This window comes from Nocardia altamirensis NBRC 108246 (assembly GCF_001612685.1).
GTDB classification, from domain to species: Bacteria; Actinomycetota; Actinomycetes; order Mycobacteriales; family Mycobacteriaceae; genus Nocardia; species Nocardia altamirensis.
Genome location: NZ_BDAY01000046.1, coordinates 1 through 14,258 on the forward strand (window position 1 = coordinate 1; position 14,258 = coordinate 14,258).

The 14,258-nt window shown below is 64.4% G+C and carries 16 protein-coding genes; 5 read left to right on the forward strand and 11 right to left on the reverse strand.

Annotated elements, in window-relative coordinates:
* Window positions 1-189: 189 nt before the first annotated feature.
* From NA11_RS23465 to NA11_RS23480, 4 genes are all read right to left on the reverse strand, one after another.
* Window positions 190-528: a type VII secretion target gene (locus NA11_RS23465; RefSeq protein ID WP_069164134.1), complete on the reverse strand. Its 339-nt coding sequence runs from the start codon at window positions 526-528 to the stop codon at window positions 190-192.
* 54 nt (window positions 529-582) lie between these two features.
* Entirely contained in the window at window positions 583-822 is a 240-nt protein-coding gene (locus NA11_RS23470; RefSeq protein WP_141717788.1) for a hypothetical protein, read from the reverse strand.
* Between the two features lie 278 nt (window positions 823-1,100).
* Window positions 1,101-1,901, reverse strand: coding sequence for a hypothetical protein (locus NA11_RS23475; RefSeq protein WP_069164136.1), 801 nt, complete (start codon window positions 1,899-1,901; stop codon window positions 1,101-1,103).
* Window positions 1,902-1,917: 16 nt separating this feature from the next.
* Window positions 1,918-2,670 carry a hypothetical protein gene (locus NA11_RS23480; protein ID WP_069164137.1) on the reverse strand — a complete coding sequence of 251 codons (753 nt, stop codon included), beginning with the start codon at window positions 2,668-2,670 and terminating at the stop codon, window positions 1,918-1,920.
* Window positions 2,671-3,200: 530 nt separating this feature from the next.
* Here NA11_RS23480 and NA11_RS23485 point away from each other — a divergent pair.
* The gene (locus tag NA11_RS23485) at window positions 3,201-3,695 is read left to right on the forward strand and encodes a YbaK/EbsC family protein (protein WP_069164138.1); all 495 of its coding nucleotides are present in this window, start codon (window positions 3,201-3,203) and stop codon (window positions 3,693-3,695) included.
* A complete protein-coding gene (locus NA11_RS23490; protein WP_069164139.1) occupies window positions 3,692-4,267 on the forward strand; it encodes a helix-turn-helix domain-containing protein in 576 nt (191 codons plus the stop codon). The genes NA11_RS23485 and NA11_RS23490 overlap by 4 nt, the downstream gene beginning before the upstream one ends.
* A 19-nt stretch (window positions 4,268-4,286) precedes the next feature.
* Here the strand turns inward: NA11_RS23490 and NA11_RS23495 are convergent, their stop codons facing one another.
* The 6 genes from NA11_RS23495 to NA11_RS23525 form a co-directional block, all read right to left on the reverse strand.
* Complete coding sequence (locus NA11_RS23495; RefSeq protein ID WP_069164140.1) at window positions 4,287-5,840, reverse strand: acyl-CoA carboxylase subunit beta; 1,554 nt, start codon at window positions 5,838-5,840, stop codon at window positions 4,287-4,289.
* 451 nt (window positions 5,841-6,291) lie between these two features.
* Window positions 6,292-6,642 (reverse strand): DoxX family protein, encoded by a 351-nt coding sequence (locus tag NA11_RS23500; protein ID WP_069164141.1) that lies wholly within the window; start codon window positions 6,640-6,642, stop codon window positions 6,292-6,294.
* Between the two features lie 94 nt (window positions 6,643-6,736).
* Window positions 6,737-7,441: a hypothetical protein gene (locus NA11_RS23505; protein ID WP_069164142.1), complete on the reverse strand. Its 705-nt coding sequence runs from the start codon at window positions 7,439-7,441 to the stop codon at window positions 6,737-6,739.
* A gap of 149 nt (window positions 7,442-7,590) precedes the next feature.
* A complete protein-coding gene (locus NA11_RS23510) occupies window positions 7,591-8,337 on the reverse strand; it encodes an LppU/SCO3897 family protein (protein ID WP_141717789.1) in 747 nt (248 codons plus the stop codon).
* Between the two features lie 95 nt (window positions 8,338-8,432).
* A complete protein-coding gene (locus NA11_RS23515) occupies window positions 8,433-8,615 on the reverse strand; it encodes a hypothetical protein (RefSeq protein ID WP_141717790.1) in 183 nt (60 codons plus the stop codon).
* Between the two features lie 1,034 nt (window positions 8,616-9,649).
* A complete protein-coding gene (locus NA11_RS23525) occupies window positions 9,650-10,297 on the reverse strand; it encodes an MspA family porin (protein ID WP_069164146.1) in 648 nt (215 codons plus the stop codon).
* A 236-nt stretch (window positions 10,298-10,533) separates the two neighbouring features.
* Here NA11_RS23525 and NA11_RS23530 point away from each other — a divergent pair, with 236 nt between their 5' ends.
* A complete protein-coding gene (locus NA11_RS23530) occupies window positions 10,534-11,784 on the forward strand; it encodes a helix-turn-helix domain-containing protein (RefSeq protein ID WP_069164147.1) in 1,251 nt (416 codons plus the stop codon).
* A 226-nt stretch (window positions 11,785-12,010) separates the two neighbouring features.
* Window positions 12,011-12,511: a hypothetical protein gene (locus tag NA11_RS23535; RefSeq protein ID WP_141717791.1), complete on the forward strand. Its 501-nt coding sequence runs from the start codon at window positions 12,011-12,013 to the stop codon at window positions 12,509-12,511.
* A 34-nt stretch (window positions 12,512-12,545) separates the two neighbouring features.
* Here the strand turns inward: NA11_RS23535 and NA11_RS23540 are convergent, their stop codons facing one another.
* The gene (locus tag NA11_RS23540) at window positions 12,546-12,938 is read right to left on the reverse strand and encodes a MerR family transcriptional regulator (RefSeq protein WP_069164149.1); all 393 of its coding nucleotides are present in this window, start codon (window positions 12,936-12,938) and stop codon (window positions 12,546-12,548) included.
* 111 nt (window positions 12,939-13,049) lie between these two features.
* On the opposite strand from NA11_RS23540, the gene NA11_RS23545 reads away from it, so the two are divergent.
* Window positions 13,050-14,123, forward strand: a complete 1,074-nt coding sequence (locus NA11_RS23545) for an alkene reductase (RefSeq protein WP_069164150.1) — start codon at window positions 13,050-13,052, stop codon at window positions 14,121-14,123.
* Window positions 14,124-14,258 lie beyond the last annotated feature (135 nt).

Consider the following 14,258-nt stretch of genomic DNA (forward strand, 5'->3'; position numbering starts at 1 on the left):
GCTGACCTCCGCAGTCGCTCACGCATCGTCTTGTCCCAGCCGGGTCACTTGGCTGTGCTCTCGTTTCGGGAGCATTCAAGATCAAAGACTCTGATTTGCGCTCCTTCTGTGGATTCGCACTCGTTCTGGGCGTTCAGAAGGGGTGCGGATGCACGGAAGGGGTGCGGGTTTCGGGGATCGTTGTGGTTACTAGTTGTGTTTGATGTCTGAATCGTCTGCTGGCTCGAGCTTCGTGATCTTCCCGGCTTGGTCGTCTTGCTGCTGGGTGAAGCTGGATACCGCGGTGTGTAGCGCGGTGCCGATCTCTGTTGCTGCGGGGGCGGCTTCCTTGAGGCGGGCTTGGATGTACTCTGCTGCTTTTGTGTACGCGTTCCAGGTCCCGATGAACAGGGGGCCGAACTGCAGTTGCGAGTACTTCAGTTCATCGATCGACGTGGCTGCTTTGTTCAGAGCCGGCGACACTTGGTTGATCCAGGATTTGGATACCGTCTCGAGTGCGTCGAGTTCTAACTTCAGATCCTTGGCCATGGCATCTCATCCCGTAGTAGTTCGTTCAATCCAGATGCTGATAGACAGGAGATATCAGTCCGGGGGCTTGGGGGTCCATATCGCAAACTCGGCTTCTCTGGACGGAGTGCCGTCCCACGGGTGAGCTTCGAAGTTTTCGTCGGTGATCAGGACGCGTTCCTTAGCGGCCACCAGGCCACCCATGTTGTTCACGTCCAACACGGCCGTTCGTTGCCCGATTTCCGTCTTCTTCAACAGGTGGGCGACATCGGTCGCGATCGGGCGCAGGTGGTCGGGGAGGGTCGGAGCCGGCATGCGGAAAGCCACAGTGACCCACAACTTCCCGGAATGTCGGCTCGACGGAGATGCGTACACATTGAAGTAGCAGGTACCCGACGGAAGCTGCAGTTTGGCGAATTCCGCCGACAGGGACTTTGCATCAGGACCGCTCGCCTCTGCGGAGGGTGGGCACTTCTCTGCCGCTGCGGGCGGCTCTTGGATGCTCGAGATCGTCGTGTCCGGTTTCGGGCTGCAGCCAGCCAACGTACAGATGGCAGCGGCAAGAGCCGCAACTGTGGTGACTCGTGATGCGGTCATTTGTCCTCGCCATCCAGATGCCAATCGTCATCCTTGTTGTCGAACTGTGTCTTGGCAGTGGTCGGCCAGACGTCCTTGCCGTCCTTGGAAATTCCAATGCCGGTTGGATGTTTGATGAGATTGGTGAGCTCGTTCGACGCCTTGTACACCTTCGTCTCCACTTCGACGAATTTGGTGATCGCCTCTACGACGAGCTCGACGGCGGCGACAACGGCGTTGTTCAAATTATTGACCGTCCAGATGGCGGCAGCGCCCGCCGTTGCCGGTGTCTCCACCGCGAACGTTGCGACGTTGGCGATGATCGTTGCCAGCTTGTTGACGATCAGCGTATACAGCCCGCGGCCTTCTTCGGCGACGACCAGCAGCTCGTCGTGGATCTTTTCGCACATCGACCGCATCGTCTGCATTGCGGTTTGCTGACCTTCTTTGGTGGTCTTGTAGGCCTTATAGGCGCTGCCGTCCCATCGTCCTTCGAGATTTACATCGCGGTTGTTCGAGAAGCCATAAGCATTTCCGACTTCGGTGCCGACTACCTGCCACTTCGACGCATAGTCGACGAACAACCAAGGAGCCCACATACCCTCAGTGGCTTCCTCGAGCTTCTTGAACAGCACCTTCAGCTTGTCCTGAATATCATCCCTGACATCGGTCACGATCACCCACGCCGGGTAGGAAAACCATTTGAGATCGTCAACCGTGTCATTGATCGTGTCAGGAACCTTCTTTACTTCCGCGAGCTTCGTTTCGTAATCTTTCCTGAGCTTTTCAAGAACTTCTGTGGTCAGATTATCGCCCATTACACATCCCCACTCATCAAGACTCGTTCCTCAGCAGATACCGTTCGTGCTCGACCACGCGACCTGCCAGCTCTTCGGTGGACTCTTGATCGAGGTAGACGTCTCGGACGACCTCGGGTCGCTTGGCCCGCACCTGGGTGCAGCAGTCGAGAATGTCTTGCGCGATGTAGTTCGGGTCGATCGACGCGGCCCAATTCGGATCCAGTTTGATCGCAACGAGTTTCGACAGGGTCGCGGTTACGGTCAGCGTCGGTTCGCCGTGCGCGTTGTATCCCGGCCCGTGCACCGTGTACGGATGCTCGATATACAGGTGGTCGTAGAGTTCGCGGAACTCGTCATAGGTGCGGGTGCGCAACAGCAGTGGCGTGGCGTCGCGGAGCGAGGGGATGGTTGTCGGCGGCAGCGTCCTGGCCTCGATCAGGCGAGCCGCCAGCTCGACCACCGCGTAGTCGTAGGCGTCCATGATCGACTTCGCGTATTGCGGCGGCTCGTAGGTGTTCTGCCAACTGCGGCCGAACTTGATGCTTGTCGGGAGACGGTCGAGGCCGACAACCACGTCTACCAGGGCAGGCTTCGACGGCGGCGTGATACCGGCCGCGGCGAAGCGGGACTCCGGCGCGCTCGGTGCCTGCTGCGGAGCCGGGCTCGGCGGAGGCGGCGGCGTAACGGGCGGCGGCGGTGCGGGCGTGGATCTGGATTGCGGGGCGAGTGGCTCCTCGTCCCAGAACTCATCCGGATCGTCGTAATGGTTGTAGAAGCCTTTCGCCATCACCGCACCTCACTGCAAGCGCCGGCCGCTGATGCGGACAGCATTCTCTTCCCACGAATCAGCATCAAACCCCCATTCGAGTAACCCACCCACCGCTCCGGCGGCCGAACTCACCCTGTCCGGCGTCATTCGGTTTGTCAAATGGGCAGTTCACGCAGATGTCGCCCTATTCGACAGCTGGCATGGGAACAACGGCAAGCGCCACAACAACTCCCGCCCGTGTGACCGGTCTGCGCACCGCCGGTGCAGTGGACTGCCAATTTTCTTTGCCGGATTTGGCAGTGCGGTATCGCGGAGGTAGTGCACGGGAGTACCAAACTTCTCCGCCACCATCTCTCTGTGCGTAATCGAACGCACAATGCTGCGTCGATCATGCCGCGAAGCCCTATGACTGACCGAGCTTTTCGTGCAGCCAGGCCCGACTCTCAGCTGCTCCCGCGCGCCCTTGCTTCGCCGACGCCGTCCAGTATAGTAGGCGTATGTGTTCAGTTTACTGAACACTAAGTCTCTGCCGACGGAGGAAGGTCCGCATGACCCTGAGTGACCCCTACCAACGCCTCATCGATTTCCTCGACGCCGGCCAAGCGAAGTACCGGCTGATCGACCACGCACCGGAGGGCCGGACCGACCTGGTGAGCCCTATGCGCGGAAACGACCTGCACGACGCGGCGAAATGCATGGTCGTGATGGTGAAGATCGGCAAGAAGTCGAAGCGCTACGTGCTGGCCGTGGTGCCTGGCGACGCGAAGGTCGACCTCACGGCGGTCCGCGACCTCTTCGACGGCACCTACGTCTCCTTCGCGACACCCGAGATCGCCGAAAATCTCGCCGGGTCAGTTGCAGGCACCATCCTGCCCTTCACTTTTCACCCCGACCTCGAACTCATCGCCGACCCTGGACTGCTCGACGCCCAAGAACTGTACTTCAACGCCGCTCGGCTCGATCGCTCAATGGCGTTGCGCACCAGCGACTATCAGGCATTGGCGCAGCCACGCACGGAGAAGATCGCGCAGTACGAACCATGACCGAGCCGGAAAGCGGCACCCAGCTCGACGGCGCAGGCGCGGCGATCGGCGGGCAGATCCGCAGAATGCGGGAAGCCAGGGGCATGTCGGCGGCCGAACTCGCCCGCCAGTCGGGCATCAGCAAAGCGACGTTGTCCACGCTGGAATCCGGCGCGGGCAATCCGCGCATCGACACCCTGTCCGCCATCGCGGTGGCGCTGCGACTTCCGCTCGGCGACCTCATCGTCGCGACGGCGCCCACCCATGCCGTGATCCGGCCAGGCACCGGCGAGCCGGAGTACAGCAAACAGGAACTCCTCCAGCGCGTCGGGGCAGGCGCGTCCGTCGAGATCTGGCGAATCCGAATCCGCCGGGCGGGCAACAGAATTGACAGCCCGGCGCATTCCGTCGGCACGGTGGAGCACCTGCACCTCGCCAGCGGCGGTCTGCGCGTCGGCGCCGTCGACGCTCCCACTGAGGTGACCGCAGGGGATTTCGTGGTCTTCGGCGCCGACGTTCCGCACTTCTATGAGGCGACGACGGACAACGTCGAGGCGGTGCTGGTCATGACCTACCCGGTAACCGTCTGGTAGACAGTCGGTTTCGGGGCACTCACATCGGATACACCGAATGCTTGCGCGGATTGAACTCCGGCTTGACCGGCGGCTTGTCGCGCAACAAGCGCAGCGCCTGTCGGATTTCCAGACGAGTACGGGCAGGTTCGATGACAGCATCGATATAGCCGCGTTCGGCGGCGATCCACGGGGTGGCGATCGTCTCGTTGTAATGGTTGACCATGAACTCGCGTGCGCCGGCCCGCTGCTCCGGCGGTAGCGCCGCCAACTGCCGCTTGCCGATGAGGTCGACCGCGCTTTCCGCGCCGATCACCGCGATCCGGGCGGTCGGCCAGGCGAAGCTGATATCGGCGCCGACCTGCCGGGCCGCCATCATGCCGTAGGCGCCGCCGTACGACTTGCGCACCACGAGGTTGATGATCGGCACCGTTGCCTCGATGATCGCGCGAGGGACGCGGCCGCCGCGGATGATCACGCCGTTGGCTTCCTGGTCGAGGCCGGGCAGCACGCCAGGGGTGTCGACGACGAACACGAGCGGAATGTTGAACGCGTCGCAGAGCCGGATGAAGTAGGTCGACTTGTCCGAGCAGGCCGCGTCGATCGACCCGCCGAGCACCAACGGCTGGTTCGCGATCACTCCGACCGGAAGGCCGTCGACCCGAGCGAATCCGGTGATCAGATTCGGCGCGAACGCGGTGCGGACCTCGTGGAACGCGCCGTCGTCGAAGATGCGAAGCAGGATCTCGTGCATGTCGTAGCCGGAGCGGTCGGAATCCGGGATGATCCGCTCGAGTTCCCGATCGCTGGCCGTGATCTCCGGCTCCAGGCCGGGATTCACCAACACCGGCTGCTCGAGGCAGCTCGTCGGCATGTAGCTCAGGTACTGGCGGGCCCACTCGTAGGCGTCCTGCTCGGTGTCGGCCACGTGATGCAGGGTGCCGCGCTTGGCTTGAACCTCGGCGCCACCGAGCTCCTCGGCCGTGATGTCCTCACCGTTGACGGCTTTGATCACCTCGGGACCGGTGACGAACATGTACGAATCCCGGGTGCCGATGAGCACGTCGGTGTTGATCGGCCCGTACACCGAACCCGCGGCGCACTTGCCGAGAATGATCGACACCTGCGGCACATAGCCGGACAGCTTCTCCAGCACGCGGGAAATATCACCGAACGACGCGATCGACCCCACCGCGTCCTGGATCCGCGCACCACCGGAATCGTTGATCGTCACCACCGGGCAGGCGTTGTCGAACGCGAACTGCAATGCCCGCATGAACTTGCGCGCCGAGGTCACTCCGACCGACCCGCCGTACACGGTCTGGTCGTGGGCGATGATCACCACCGGACGACCGCCGATCAACCCTCGACCGGTGACCAACCCGTCACCGTAGAGGGCGTCCGATTGTTCGGGCTGACGAGCCAACGCGCTGGTCTCGATGAATGTCCCACGGTCGAGCAGCATGTGCACTCGCTCGCGGACACTCGGAATACCCTTCTTCTCCCGCTTGGCAATACCGCCTTCACCTGCGGGTTCCTCAGCGATTGCCAGGATCTTGACCAGTTCATCCAGCTTCGCCTGGGTACCTACCACGCTTGCCGCCACCTTCCTCACCAACTGTCGTGCTCACGCGACGGTAAGCGGTGTAGCGGCAAGAACGCGATAACGGAAGCCAGATGCGGGACAGGTCACAGTTCGCGACGTGTTCCTATGGATTCGCCAACAGGTCGTGGCCGAGCATCCGGCTGCCTCCGCGCGCGTCACACTGCCCGCGTGAGTGACCTTGTCATCCGGGCGACGGGCCATGAAGATCTCTTGGCTGTCTTCACAATCCACGATCTACTCAAATCCGGCGGGACTCCTCGTCGGTCTGCGGCGGTAAGAGGCAGGCCACCGACCGTGCGCACCGCCTCTGCACCTCGCTGAGGTTCGAGTCGGAGCCCGACGGGTCGACATCGACCTGGGATCGCCACAGCAACCTGAATCTCGAACTGCGGCAAGGATATCCGTGACGTGCGGGATGCGCTGACCATCGAAGGCCATGTCACATCGAGAGAATGCGCAACACCAGCGCCGCCGCCGCGAGCGCGAGCGCCACGATCGGGGCCGCGATATTGCCCCAGTCCTTGCCTTTGACGTGGAATCCGATGGCCAGGCCGAAATACAGGATCAGTCCGATCGCGGCGGCAATCCCGATCGGCGCCAACCACAGCCCGGCCACCAATCCGGCAGCCCCGGCCAACAACACCGCTGCCAGCGGGTTCAGCCAGCTGTCCGGAACACCGAGTTTCGCGTACGAATCCACGATCCGCGAGTTACGAGTGATCTTGAAGATCGCGGAATTGATCAAGAAGGCAGCGATCAGCACCGAAACGACCACAGTAGCGATAAACACGGCGTCTCCTCGATTGCCATCGCGGACAACTCAACTCACTGTAGGCCACCGCCCTTGACCCGGCGCGCCGTTCGGCCTCCTCGCCTGCGGATGCTCAACGGGCGATACCGAGGTCATGGACGAGATGGTGGTACGCGGTGTCGAGCGGAACATCGACGGCGTACCAAGCCGCAGGCCGATCGTCGTCGCGAGGGCACCAGGCGGTCGCGATGCACAGCCGGGCCACCTCGGTGGTGTGCAGGCCGGGCAGCAGCCACGTGATCCGAGCCGGATCTGCGTACCGCACACCGTATTCGGCGGTTTCGTCCTCGTCGGTCGGCAGCAGGCGCGCCCAGCGACCAGGCATCAGCCGACCGTCCGCCGCCTGCATCGCGAGCAGTTCGGCATCGGGCCCGCCGACCGACACCATGAAATGCGAGTTCTCCACACTCACCGCAGCGAGGCATTCGGCGGAGTCGCGACCGCTGAACGCATCCGCGGGAAGATCGGTCAGCTCGGTCGAGACGACCAGTCCCGGCACCGGTGTACGTGCCTGCACCTGCCAGATCCCGGCCCACACCGGGACGGGTGCGCCGCCGTCCCACGGCTGGATGTCGATGCTGCCGATCAGCAGATCGACCGCTGCGCTGTCATGCCGCCACCGATGCAGATGCGTCCCATTCGGTAAGCACCACAAGGCATCTGGCTCAGCAGGTAGTACTTCCGTGCCCAGCGTGACCGAGAATCCGACAGTGCCGAGTGGCGTGTCGATCACGGCCGGGTGACGCTCTGCCTGAGCCAGCTGGTCAGTGGGAAGCATTCGCCCATCATGCATGTCCGAGTTTGCCGCGACTCGGTCGGCCGACGCTGTCCGCTGTCAGCGATGCGATTCCGTCCCCTCCCGCGGAACCGCATCGCTGGGATACGGAGGTCGACGTCCTGGCGGCATCGGCCGATTCCGGGGCGTGCTCAGGGTTTTGGGGCGGTTGTCTGGAGGTCGGTGCATACGGTGTACCGACGTGTGGTGTGCGTATAACCTCCGTTCGGGCACATGCTCGTGGTGGTGGCGTCGGTGATCACGGCACTCGGGCGTTGTGCGCCCTTGGTGTCACATGGTGCGGCGGCGGCTCCGTCGGCATCGATTTTCAGGCATTTCGACGAGGTCCAGTTGTAATCGAGACACAATGCTGCCGCGTCCGTTTCATTCGCCGAGAAATATCGTTGATCGATATCTTTCGGGCATTGTTCGGGCTGGTCGACGACGGCGATGACTCGATAGCCTGCGGAGGAATCTGTACATCCGGTTGTTGTTGCCCGAGGACTGTTTCCTTCCGTCGGCGACAGCGTCACGCAATCTCCCGGGGCTGCGGTCCCCGATATCGCCGACGTGCGGTCGATCTTTTGCGCGGCGCTCAGTGCTGCCGCATCGAAGGTGGCCGGCATTGCCTGTCGGGTATCCCAGGTCGGGCCGTTGCTGAGCGACCACAACCCGAAGGCGATACCGACGATCGCGCACACGACGCTCACGGCGGTACGGCGGGATCGTACGTCGGTCAGAACCGTGAGCAGGACCGCGCAACCGAGACCGCTCAACACGACCGACCACACCATCGACCCGTACTTGGGGTTCGCGTCACTGTCGGTGATCCGCATGATGACAGCGGCGATGGTGACGAGAACCAGCGCCGAGGCGATGGGCCGCCAGAACGACGGCACCTCGGCGAAGTCGGGCCAACTCCCGGTCCTGACCCGAGCGATGAGGGCGGCGACGAGAATCGCGGCGACGAATGCGACGAATGCGACGGTAGGCATTACTGGCCCCTGACTTTTCGGAACAATGCCACGAGGCCGATGCCGGCGGCCACGATCAATGCGATCGTCAACGGCACGTCTTCCGATGCGGCAACGCGCGGATTCAGGAACAGCAGTGTTGCGAAGCTGAGGAATACGGCAACAATGAGAATTCGATCTCTGGTGCGGTCGTGACCATTCATGTTCATCTCCCTCTAGCCTCGCACGATTATTGTTGTCACGTTCGGCGGGACGACGGTGTTGTCGAATATCAGCCTGATATGGTCATTCGGCCCGAGTGGATCCGGATTGGTGCCGAACATATCGTAGATCACACCGCAGATCGCGGCCGCGCCGATCGCGGCAACCAGTGCGCCGACGGTAGTTTCGATCGTGGCCGCCCCGACGATTGCGGCACAATATGCGGAGAATGCGGTCCGTGACGCACTCTTTTGTGCGGTCTGCAGTTTGACGCTCTGTTCATGACTGAGATCCCACGTCGGATGTGCCCATGCGCAGCCACCCGAGGAGTTGCGGGGACCGATGCAGCCCGGTAGCCAACTCACCTCGCGCACTGGTGGGCCGCCCTGGCGAACGTTCGACCGCGATTCGAGAATCGAGCAGTTCCCGCCTGCCGGGGTGGCCGCAGCCAGCTGCCGAGCCGCCGAACCACACAGATCGGACGGTGCCGGTTGTTGTGCGGCCGCGGCGAGCGGTGCCGGTAGCGATTCCGATGGCTGAGACGAACCGGCGGGCGGCGCTGGAATCGTCGGCGGCGGTTGCCAAGCCGGAGGAGCCTCGGATCCGGGGACCGGAACAATGGGTGTGCCGTTACCCGGACCGACCGCTGGAGGAGTGAGCGCCCCTGCGCTGGTGCCGCCGCCTTTGCCTGGTGCCGGTTGTCCGGGCAGCGCCTGCGTCGGCAGCGGCGGGGGAGTCGTCGGAGGTCCGGGAGGCGGCGGCGCAGGCGGGTCCGGCACATCGATACACGGCCAGCCCGGGTGCATCTGCTGCCATTGCGCGCACGGGATGTTCGGCCCCGCCTGCGCGGGCGGTGCCTCCGTGTCCGCGACTACGACAGCGACGCAGGCGACCAGCAGGGCCGCGGCCACGGTCGTGACGCGGACCAACGGCCGCTGTGCCGAGACGAACCTACGATCGGGTGGCTGCATGATCGCTCTCCGAATTCTGGTAATCGGTAGGGACACAAAGACTTCTGCGCGCTCCGCGGGCTTGCTCACAGCCAGATGGGATCGCCGTAGACGCTGACGGAGTTGTCGGCGGCCGGGGTGGAGATGCGGGCGGTCACGTACGAGCGCAAGGTCACCGGCCCCATGCAGGCGTCAATCTTGATTTCGACCTGGTCGGCGGTGATCGAAGCACGCGGTCCGGCAAGGGGTTTGGCGCCGAACTCGACGGTGGTGATGCCGCCGGGTTTGACCGTTGTCGAAATGTTCGGACTCACCGAGGCATTCGCGCCGAGGGTGACCGCGGGGAACTGGGAGACGGTGACGCTGGCGTTCGGGCCGACGGAGAATCCCATGCCGACGGTGAGCCCGGTGGACACATCGACCTGACAGCCGATCTGGTAGCCGAGCGCGACGGTGCCCGACGAGATCGGTTGTTTTCCTGCCCCGGTCACTTCGGCGACCGCTTTGAGAGCCACGAAGCCTTCGCGGGTGAACATGGTCGCGGCCAGGTTCGGATAGCGGTCGAGGTTCTCGCTGGTCTTGGTGACCGACAGATGCCAGCTGTCGTCGGTGTCGACGCCGCGGTACTTGTCGGGGACGGTGTCTGCCCAGGCGGTGCCTGTGCTCAGGGCCAGCAGGCCCGCGGCGACCGATGCGGTGAGCACGGTGGCGAGTGCGGTGCGTGTGGTGACCATGTCTGTCCCTGCCCTTCCTGAGTTGCGATGTCGTGTGGGGGCGGTCGGAGCGGATTCCCGCATCGACTCGGCAACTAGAACTGGCACCTGGCTGTCAACGGAACCCATGTACCTGTCACACCGGGCTGGAAACCCATGTCACACCTGGGTTGCCACAGGTCACAAGCTGATCAACGGTGCCGACTCCGGCGGGTGATCCGCGCCACTGTGACAGCTCGACCCCTAGGATTCGACCTGTGAACCATCGCGATCAGGGGCGCGAAGCGTTGGCGCAACGGTTGAAGCAACTTCGTAGCGAACATTCGGAGCTGAGTTTGCGGACGATCGGACACCGCGCTCAGGTCAGCCACACCACCGTCTCGCGCGCACTCTCGACCGAGGACAAACTCCCCTCGTGGTCGTCGATCGCCGCGATCACCCGAGTCCTCGGTGGCGCCAGCGGCGACGTGCAACCGTTGTGGCTGTGGGCCTCGGCGGGCACGCCACCCACCGCCGTCGACGATCCCGCACCGCAGCCCGAGCCGGAGCGCCACCCCTGGTTCGTCCCGGCATGTTCGGTCGTGACGATCGGTCTGATCATCCTGGCCATTGCGCACAACGCGATACCGGCGCAGTCGACCGCCGACCGCTGGCTCGGCGACGTCGCCCAAACCGTGTTCGCCACCGCCGCGACCATCGCGTTCGGCCGCCGCACGCTGCGTGCCGAGGGAACCGACCGACGGTGGCTTCTGTTCGCCAGTCTGGCCAGCGCCTGCTGGACGGTGGCGATGGTGTACTGGATCTTCGTGCACGACATCCGCGGCGACCACCATCTCGGCACAACGGTCGCCGAATTCGGCTTCCACGGTTACTCGCTGCTGATGATCGCCGCGATGTGGCTGCGCCTGCGCGCCATCCACCCCACGTGGGCGCTCCGGATGCGCACCGGACGTACGGTCGCGCTCATCGCGGTGGTGGCATTGTCGGTCGCGTCCGCGATCTGGATCCTCACCGTGCTGCTCGACAGCGACCCCGCCAGCCCGGACGACATCCAGATCTGGCTGACCTACTTGTATCCCCTCGCCGACGGCGCCCTGTTCACGATGGCATTGCTCGCTGCCTTGAGCGGCGCACGAATCACCCAGTCACGCCTGCTGGCGGCGGCATTCGGCGCGCACGCCATCGCGAGCATCCTGGCCACCGTCTACACCGTCGCCGACGCCGCCACCGATCTGGTCGCCAGCGCGGAATTCGGCTTCACCACCTTCACCGCGCTGCTCGCCCTCGCTGCCATCGCGCCCACCGACAACCGCAACCGACCCCCGCGTCATCTCGGCATCGTTGTCCGCATCATGCAAGCGGCAGGCCTGGTCGCGATCGCTGTGTACACCCTCACCCTCGCCACCGGAAACCTCCCGCCCGCCATCACCCCGTACGCCGCGGCGGCCCTCATAATCCTGCTCGTGGTCGCCCTCATCGCCAGCCTGCATCATCCGGCCATCACCTGACGCGCTTCCGGAGTCGGTGCCCAGCGGGCCCTGGGGGACAATGAGGGCGTGATCGACGCAAGAGGGAAGAAGTCCAGAGATCAGCCCAGCGTTTCCGCGGGTGCCACCGCACCCAACGGCTGCTAGTTCGATGTCTGACCAGGAAGTGCCGGGCGGGGGATCCTCGCCTGGGCACGGTGGGCACAGGTTCGATGCGGTGGAACGCCTACGCAAGAAACTTGAAGCTATGAAGGCGGCCGAGGCTGGTTCTCCCGGAACGGGAGAGCGCCCGCCTCAGGCCACCCGGTTGCCGCGTCGCCCGCGGCGCATGTCGGAGGAAACCGCGGAAGAACCTGCGGAAGACGACACCTCGACGGTTACCCGGTTGCCGCGCCGTCCGCGGCGCATGTCGGAAGAAGCAAGCGAGCATTCCCAGAAAACGTGGCGTTCGGAAGGCGACTCCGTCTTCGACGCCGCGCCACCGACCAGGCCGGTGCTGCGCGCGGAGCTGCAGCAGGAAACCGGAACGTGGCATATCGGCCCCGCGTGGTATTCCGGTCCCGACGCCGATTCGCCCGCCGTCGAGCAGGAGGGCAGCGTCCTCGATTTCGGTGCGGCGCGGCGGAAAAAGGCTGGTGACGAGGCGCATGGCGTCGGCCTTCGGCGGGTGGCGAAGCCGCGCAGAATCGGCAAGGGTTCCGACGAGGGACCCGACACCGAGGGCGTGGGAGACGGCGACCCCGAATGATCAGGAGTCGGGTGCACAGGGCTGCGCCGCGGAGTTAGACGCACCCAGCGGCGCTCGCGGCGACGGTGTGCAGGCTGTCGCGATGCGCGCGGTTCGTGGCAATGAGTCCGTCGAGTGCGTCGCGGGTGTGGATGAGGTCGGTGATGTGTGCCGACAACCGGTCTCGTTCCTGCAGCATGCGTTCCAGCGCGGCATCCGAGGTGTCGGTGCTCGGCGCATCGACGCATGGCAGCAGTTCGACGATGGTGCGGCTGGACAGGCCTGCGGTGAACATCCGCTGGAGGAAGCCGACCCGGTCGACGGCGCTGTCCGAATAGTGCCGCTGCCCGCTGGCACTGCGGACGCTGGACAGTAGCTGCTGCTCTTCGTAGTACCGCAGGGATCTGATGCTGACTCCGGTTCGAGTCGCCAATTCGCCGATGCGCACGGTGCCCTCTCTGGTGTGACCTGTGACATAAGGTCTTGCCTCTCACATCCATGTGAGAGTTTAGCGTAGTTGTCACGCCATTCCGGGCGTTCCGAGCACGAGGAGCCTGATGTGACAACACTTTTCGACACCTACCAGCTCGGCGGTCTGACGCTGCCCAACCGGGTGGTGATGGCGCCGATGACTCGAGTCCGCGCCGCCGAGGGCGGCCTGGCGACGCCGTCGATGGCGACGTACTACGCGCAGCGGGCGACTGCGGGGTTGATCGTGACCGAGGGAGTGCAACCCAGCCTGATCGGACAGTCCAACCCAGGGACGCCTGGTCTGTACACCGACGAGCAGGTCGCCGCGTGGCGCCCGGTGACCGCCGCGGTGCACGCCAACGGCGGGCGCCTGTTCGCGCAGATCATGCACGGCGGTCGGGTCTCGCACCCGGAGACGATCGGCATGCAGCCCGCCGGGCCATCGGCTCTCCCCGCTGCCGGCTTGGTGTTCACGCCGTCAGGACGCCAACCCGCGCCGCTGCCGCGCGCGCTCGACCTCGCTGAAATCCCCGAGCACGCCGAGTCTTACGCCGACGCCGGTCGCCGCGCCGTCGAGGCAGGCTTCGACGGCGTCGAATTGCACGGCGCCAACGGCTATTTGATCTCGCAGTTCCTGTCCTCGAACGCCAACCTGCGCACGGATCGGTATGGCGGTTCGATCGCCAACCGGATCCGGTTCGCGGTCGAGGCGACCGAGGCGACCGTTGCCGCCATCGGCGCGGCCAAGACCGGCATCCGGCTCTCGCCCGGCGCGACATTCTGGGGCGTCGAAGAATCCGACGTGCTCGAGCTGTACACCGCGCTGCTGAGCGAGTTGGCCCGGCTCGAGGTGGCCTACATTCATCTCGAAGCCACTGCGGACGAAGAGATCCTGCTCGAGCTGCGCCGCGCGTGGCCGGGCACGCTGATCATGAACCCGGTGGTGCCCATGGGCCCGAAGCTGGTCGGGCGCACCGAGGCCGATCACTGGCTCGGCCTGGGCGCCGAGCTCATCAGCTTCGGCCGCGCCTTCATCGCCAACCCCGACCTCGTCGAACGGCTGCGCAACGCCCTCCCGATGGCGCCCGTCGAAGAGGACACCTACTACCAGGGCGGCGACACCGGCTACCTGACCTACCCGGCCTACCAGTACAGCGCTTGAATCATGAACTGCCGCTGCGGGACTCGTAAACGACTCGGTCCCGCAGCGGGAGCGGATTCCGCATCGCCGCGCAGGCCGGTCGAACCTGCACGCCAGCAAGAGGATTCAGCCCGCCAGTAGCCTCGAAAGCCAAGG

Coding starts and splice junctions, on each gene's coding strand:
- NA11_RS23525 (WP_069164146.1), bottom strand. CDS start 10,297: ATGGTCACCACACGCACCGCACTCGCCACCGTGCTCACCGCATCGGTC.
- NA11_RS23475 (WP_069164136.1), bottom strand. CDS start 1,901: ATGGGCGATAATCTGACCACAGAAGTTCTTGAAAAGCTCAGGAAAGAT.
- NA11_RS23480 (WP_069164137.1), bottom strand. CDS start 2,670: ATGGCGAAAGGCTTCTACAACCATTACGACGATCCGGATGAGTTCTGG.
- NA11_RS23470 (WP_141717788.1), bottom strand. CDS start 822: ATGCCGGCTCCGACCCTCCCCGACCACCTGCGCCCGATCGCGACCGAT.
- NA11_RS23485 (WP_069164138.1), top strand. CDS start 3,201: ATGACCCTGAGTGACCCCTACCAACGCCTCATCGATTTCCTCGACGCC.
- NA11_RS23515 (WP_141717790.1), bottom strand. CDS start 8,615: ATGAATGGTCACGACCGCACCAGAGATCGAATTCTCATTGTTGCCGTA.
- NA11_RS23490 (WP_069164139.1), top strand. CDS start 3,692: ATGACCGAGCCGGAAAGCGGCACCCAGCTCGACGGCGCAGGCGCGGCG.
- NA11_RS23505 (WP_069164142.1), bottom strand. CDS start 7,441: ATGCTTCCCACTGACCAGCTGGCTCAGGCAGAGCGTCACCCGGCCGTG.
- NA11_RS23535 (WP_141717791.1), top strand. CDS start 12,011: ATGAAGGCGGCCGAGGCTGGTTCTCCCGGAACGGGAGAGCGCCCGCCT.
- NA11_RS23465 (WP_069164134.1), bottom strand. CDS start 528: ATGGCCAAGGATCTGAAGTTAGAACTCGACGCACTCGAGACGGTATCC.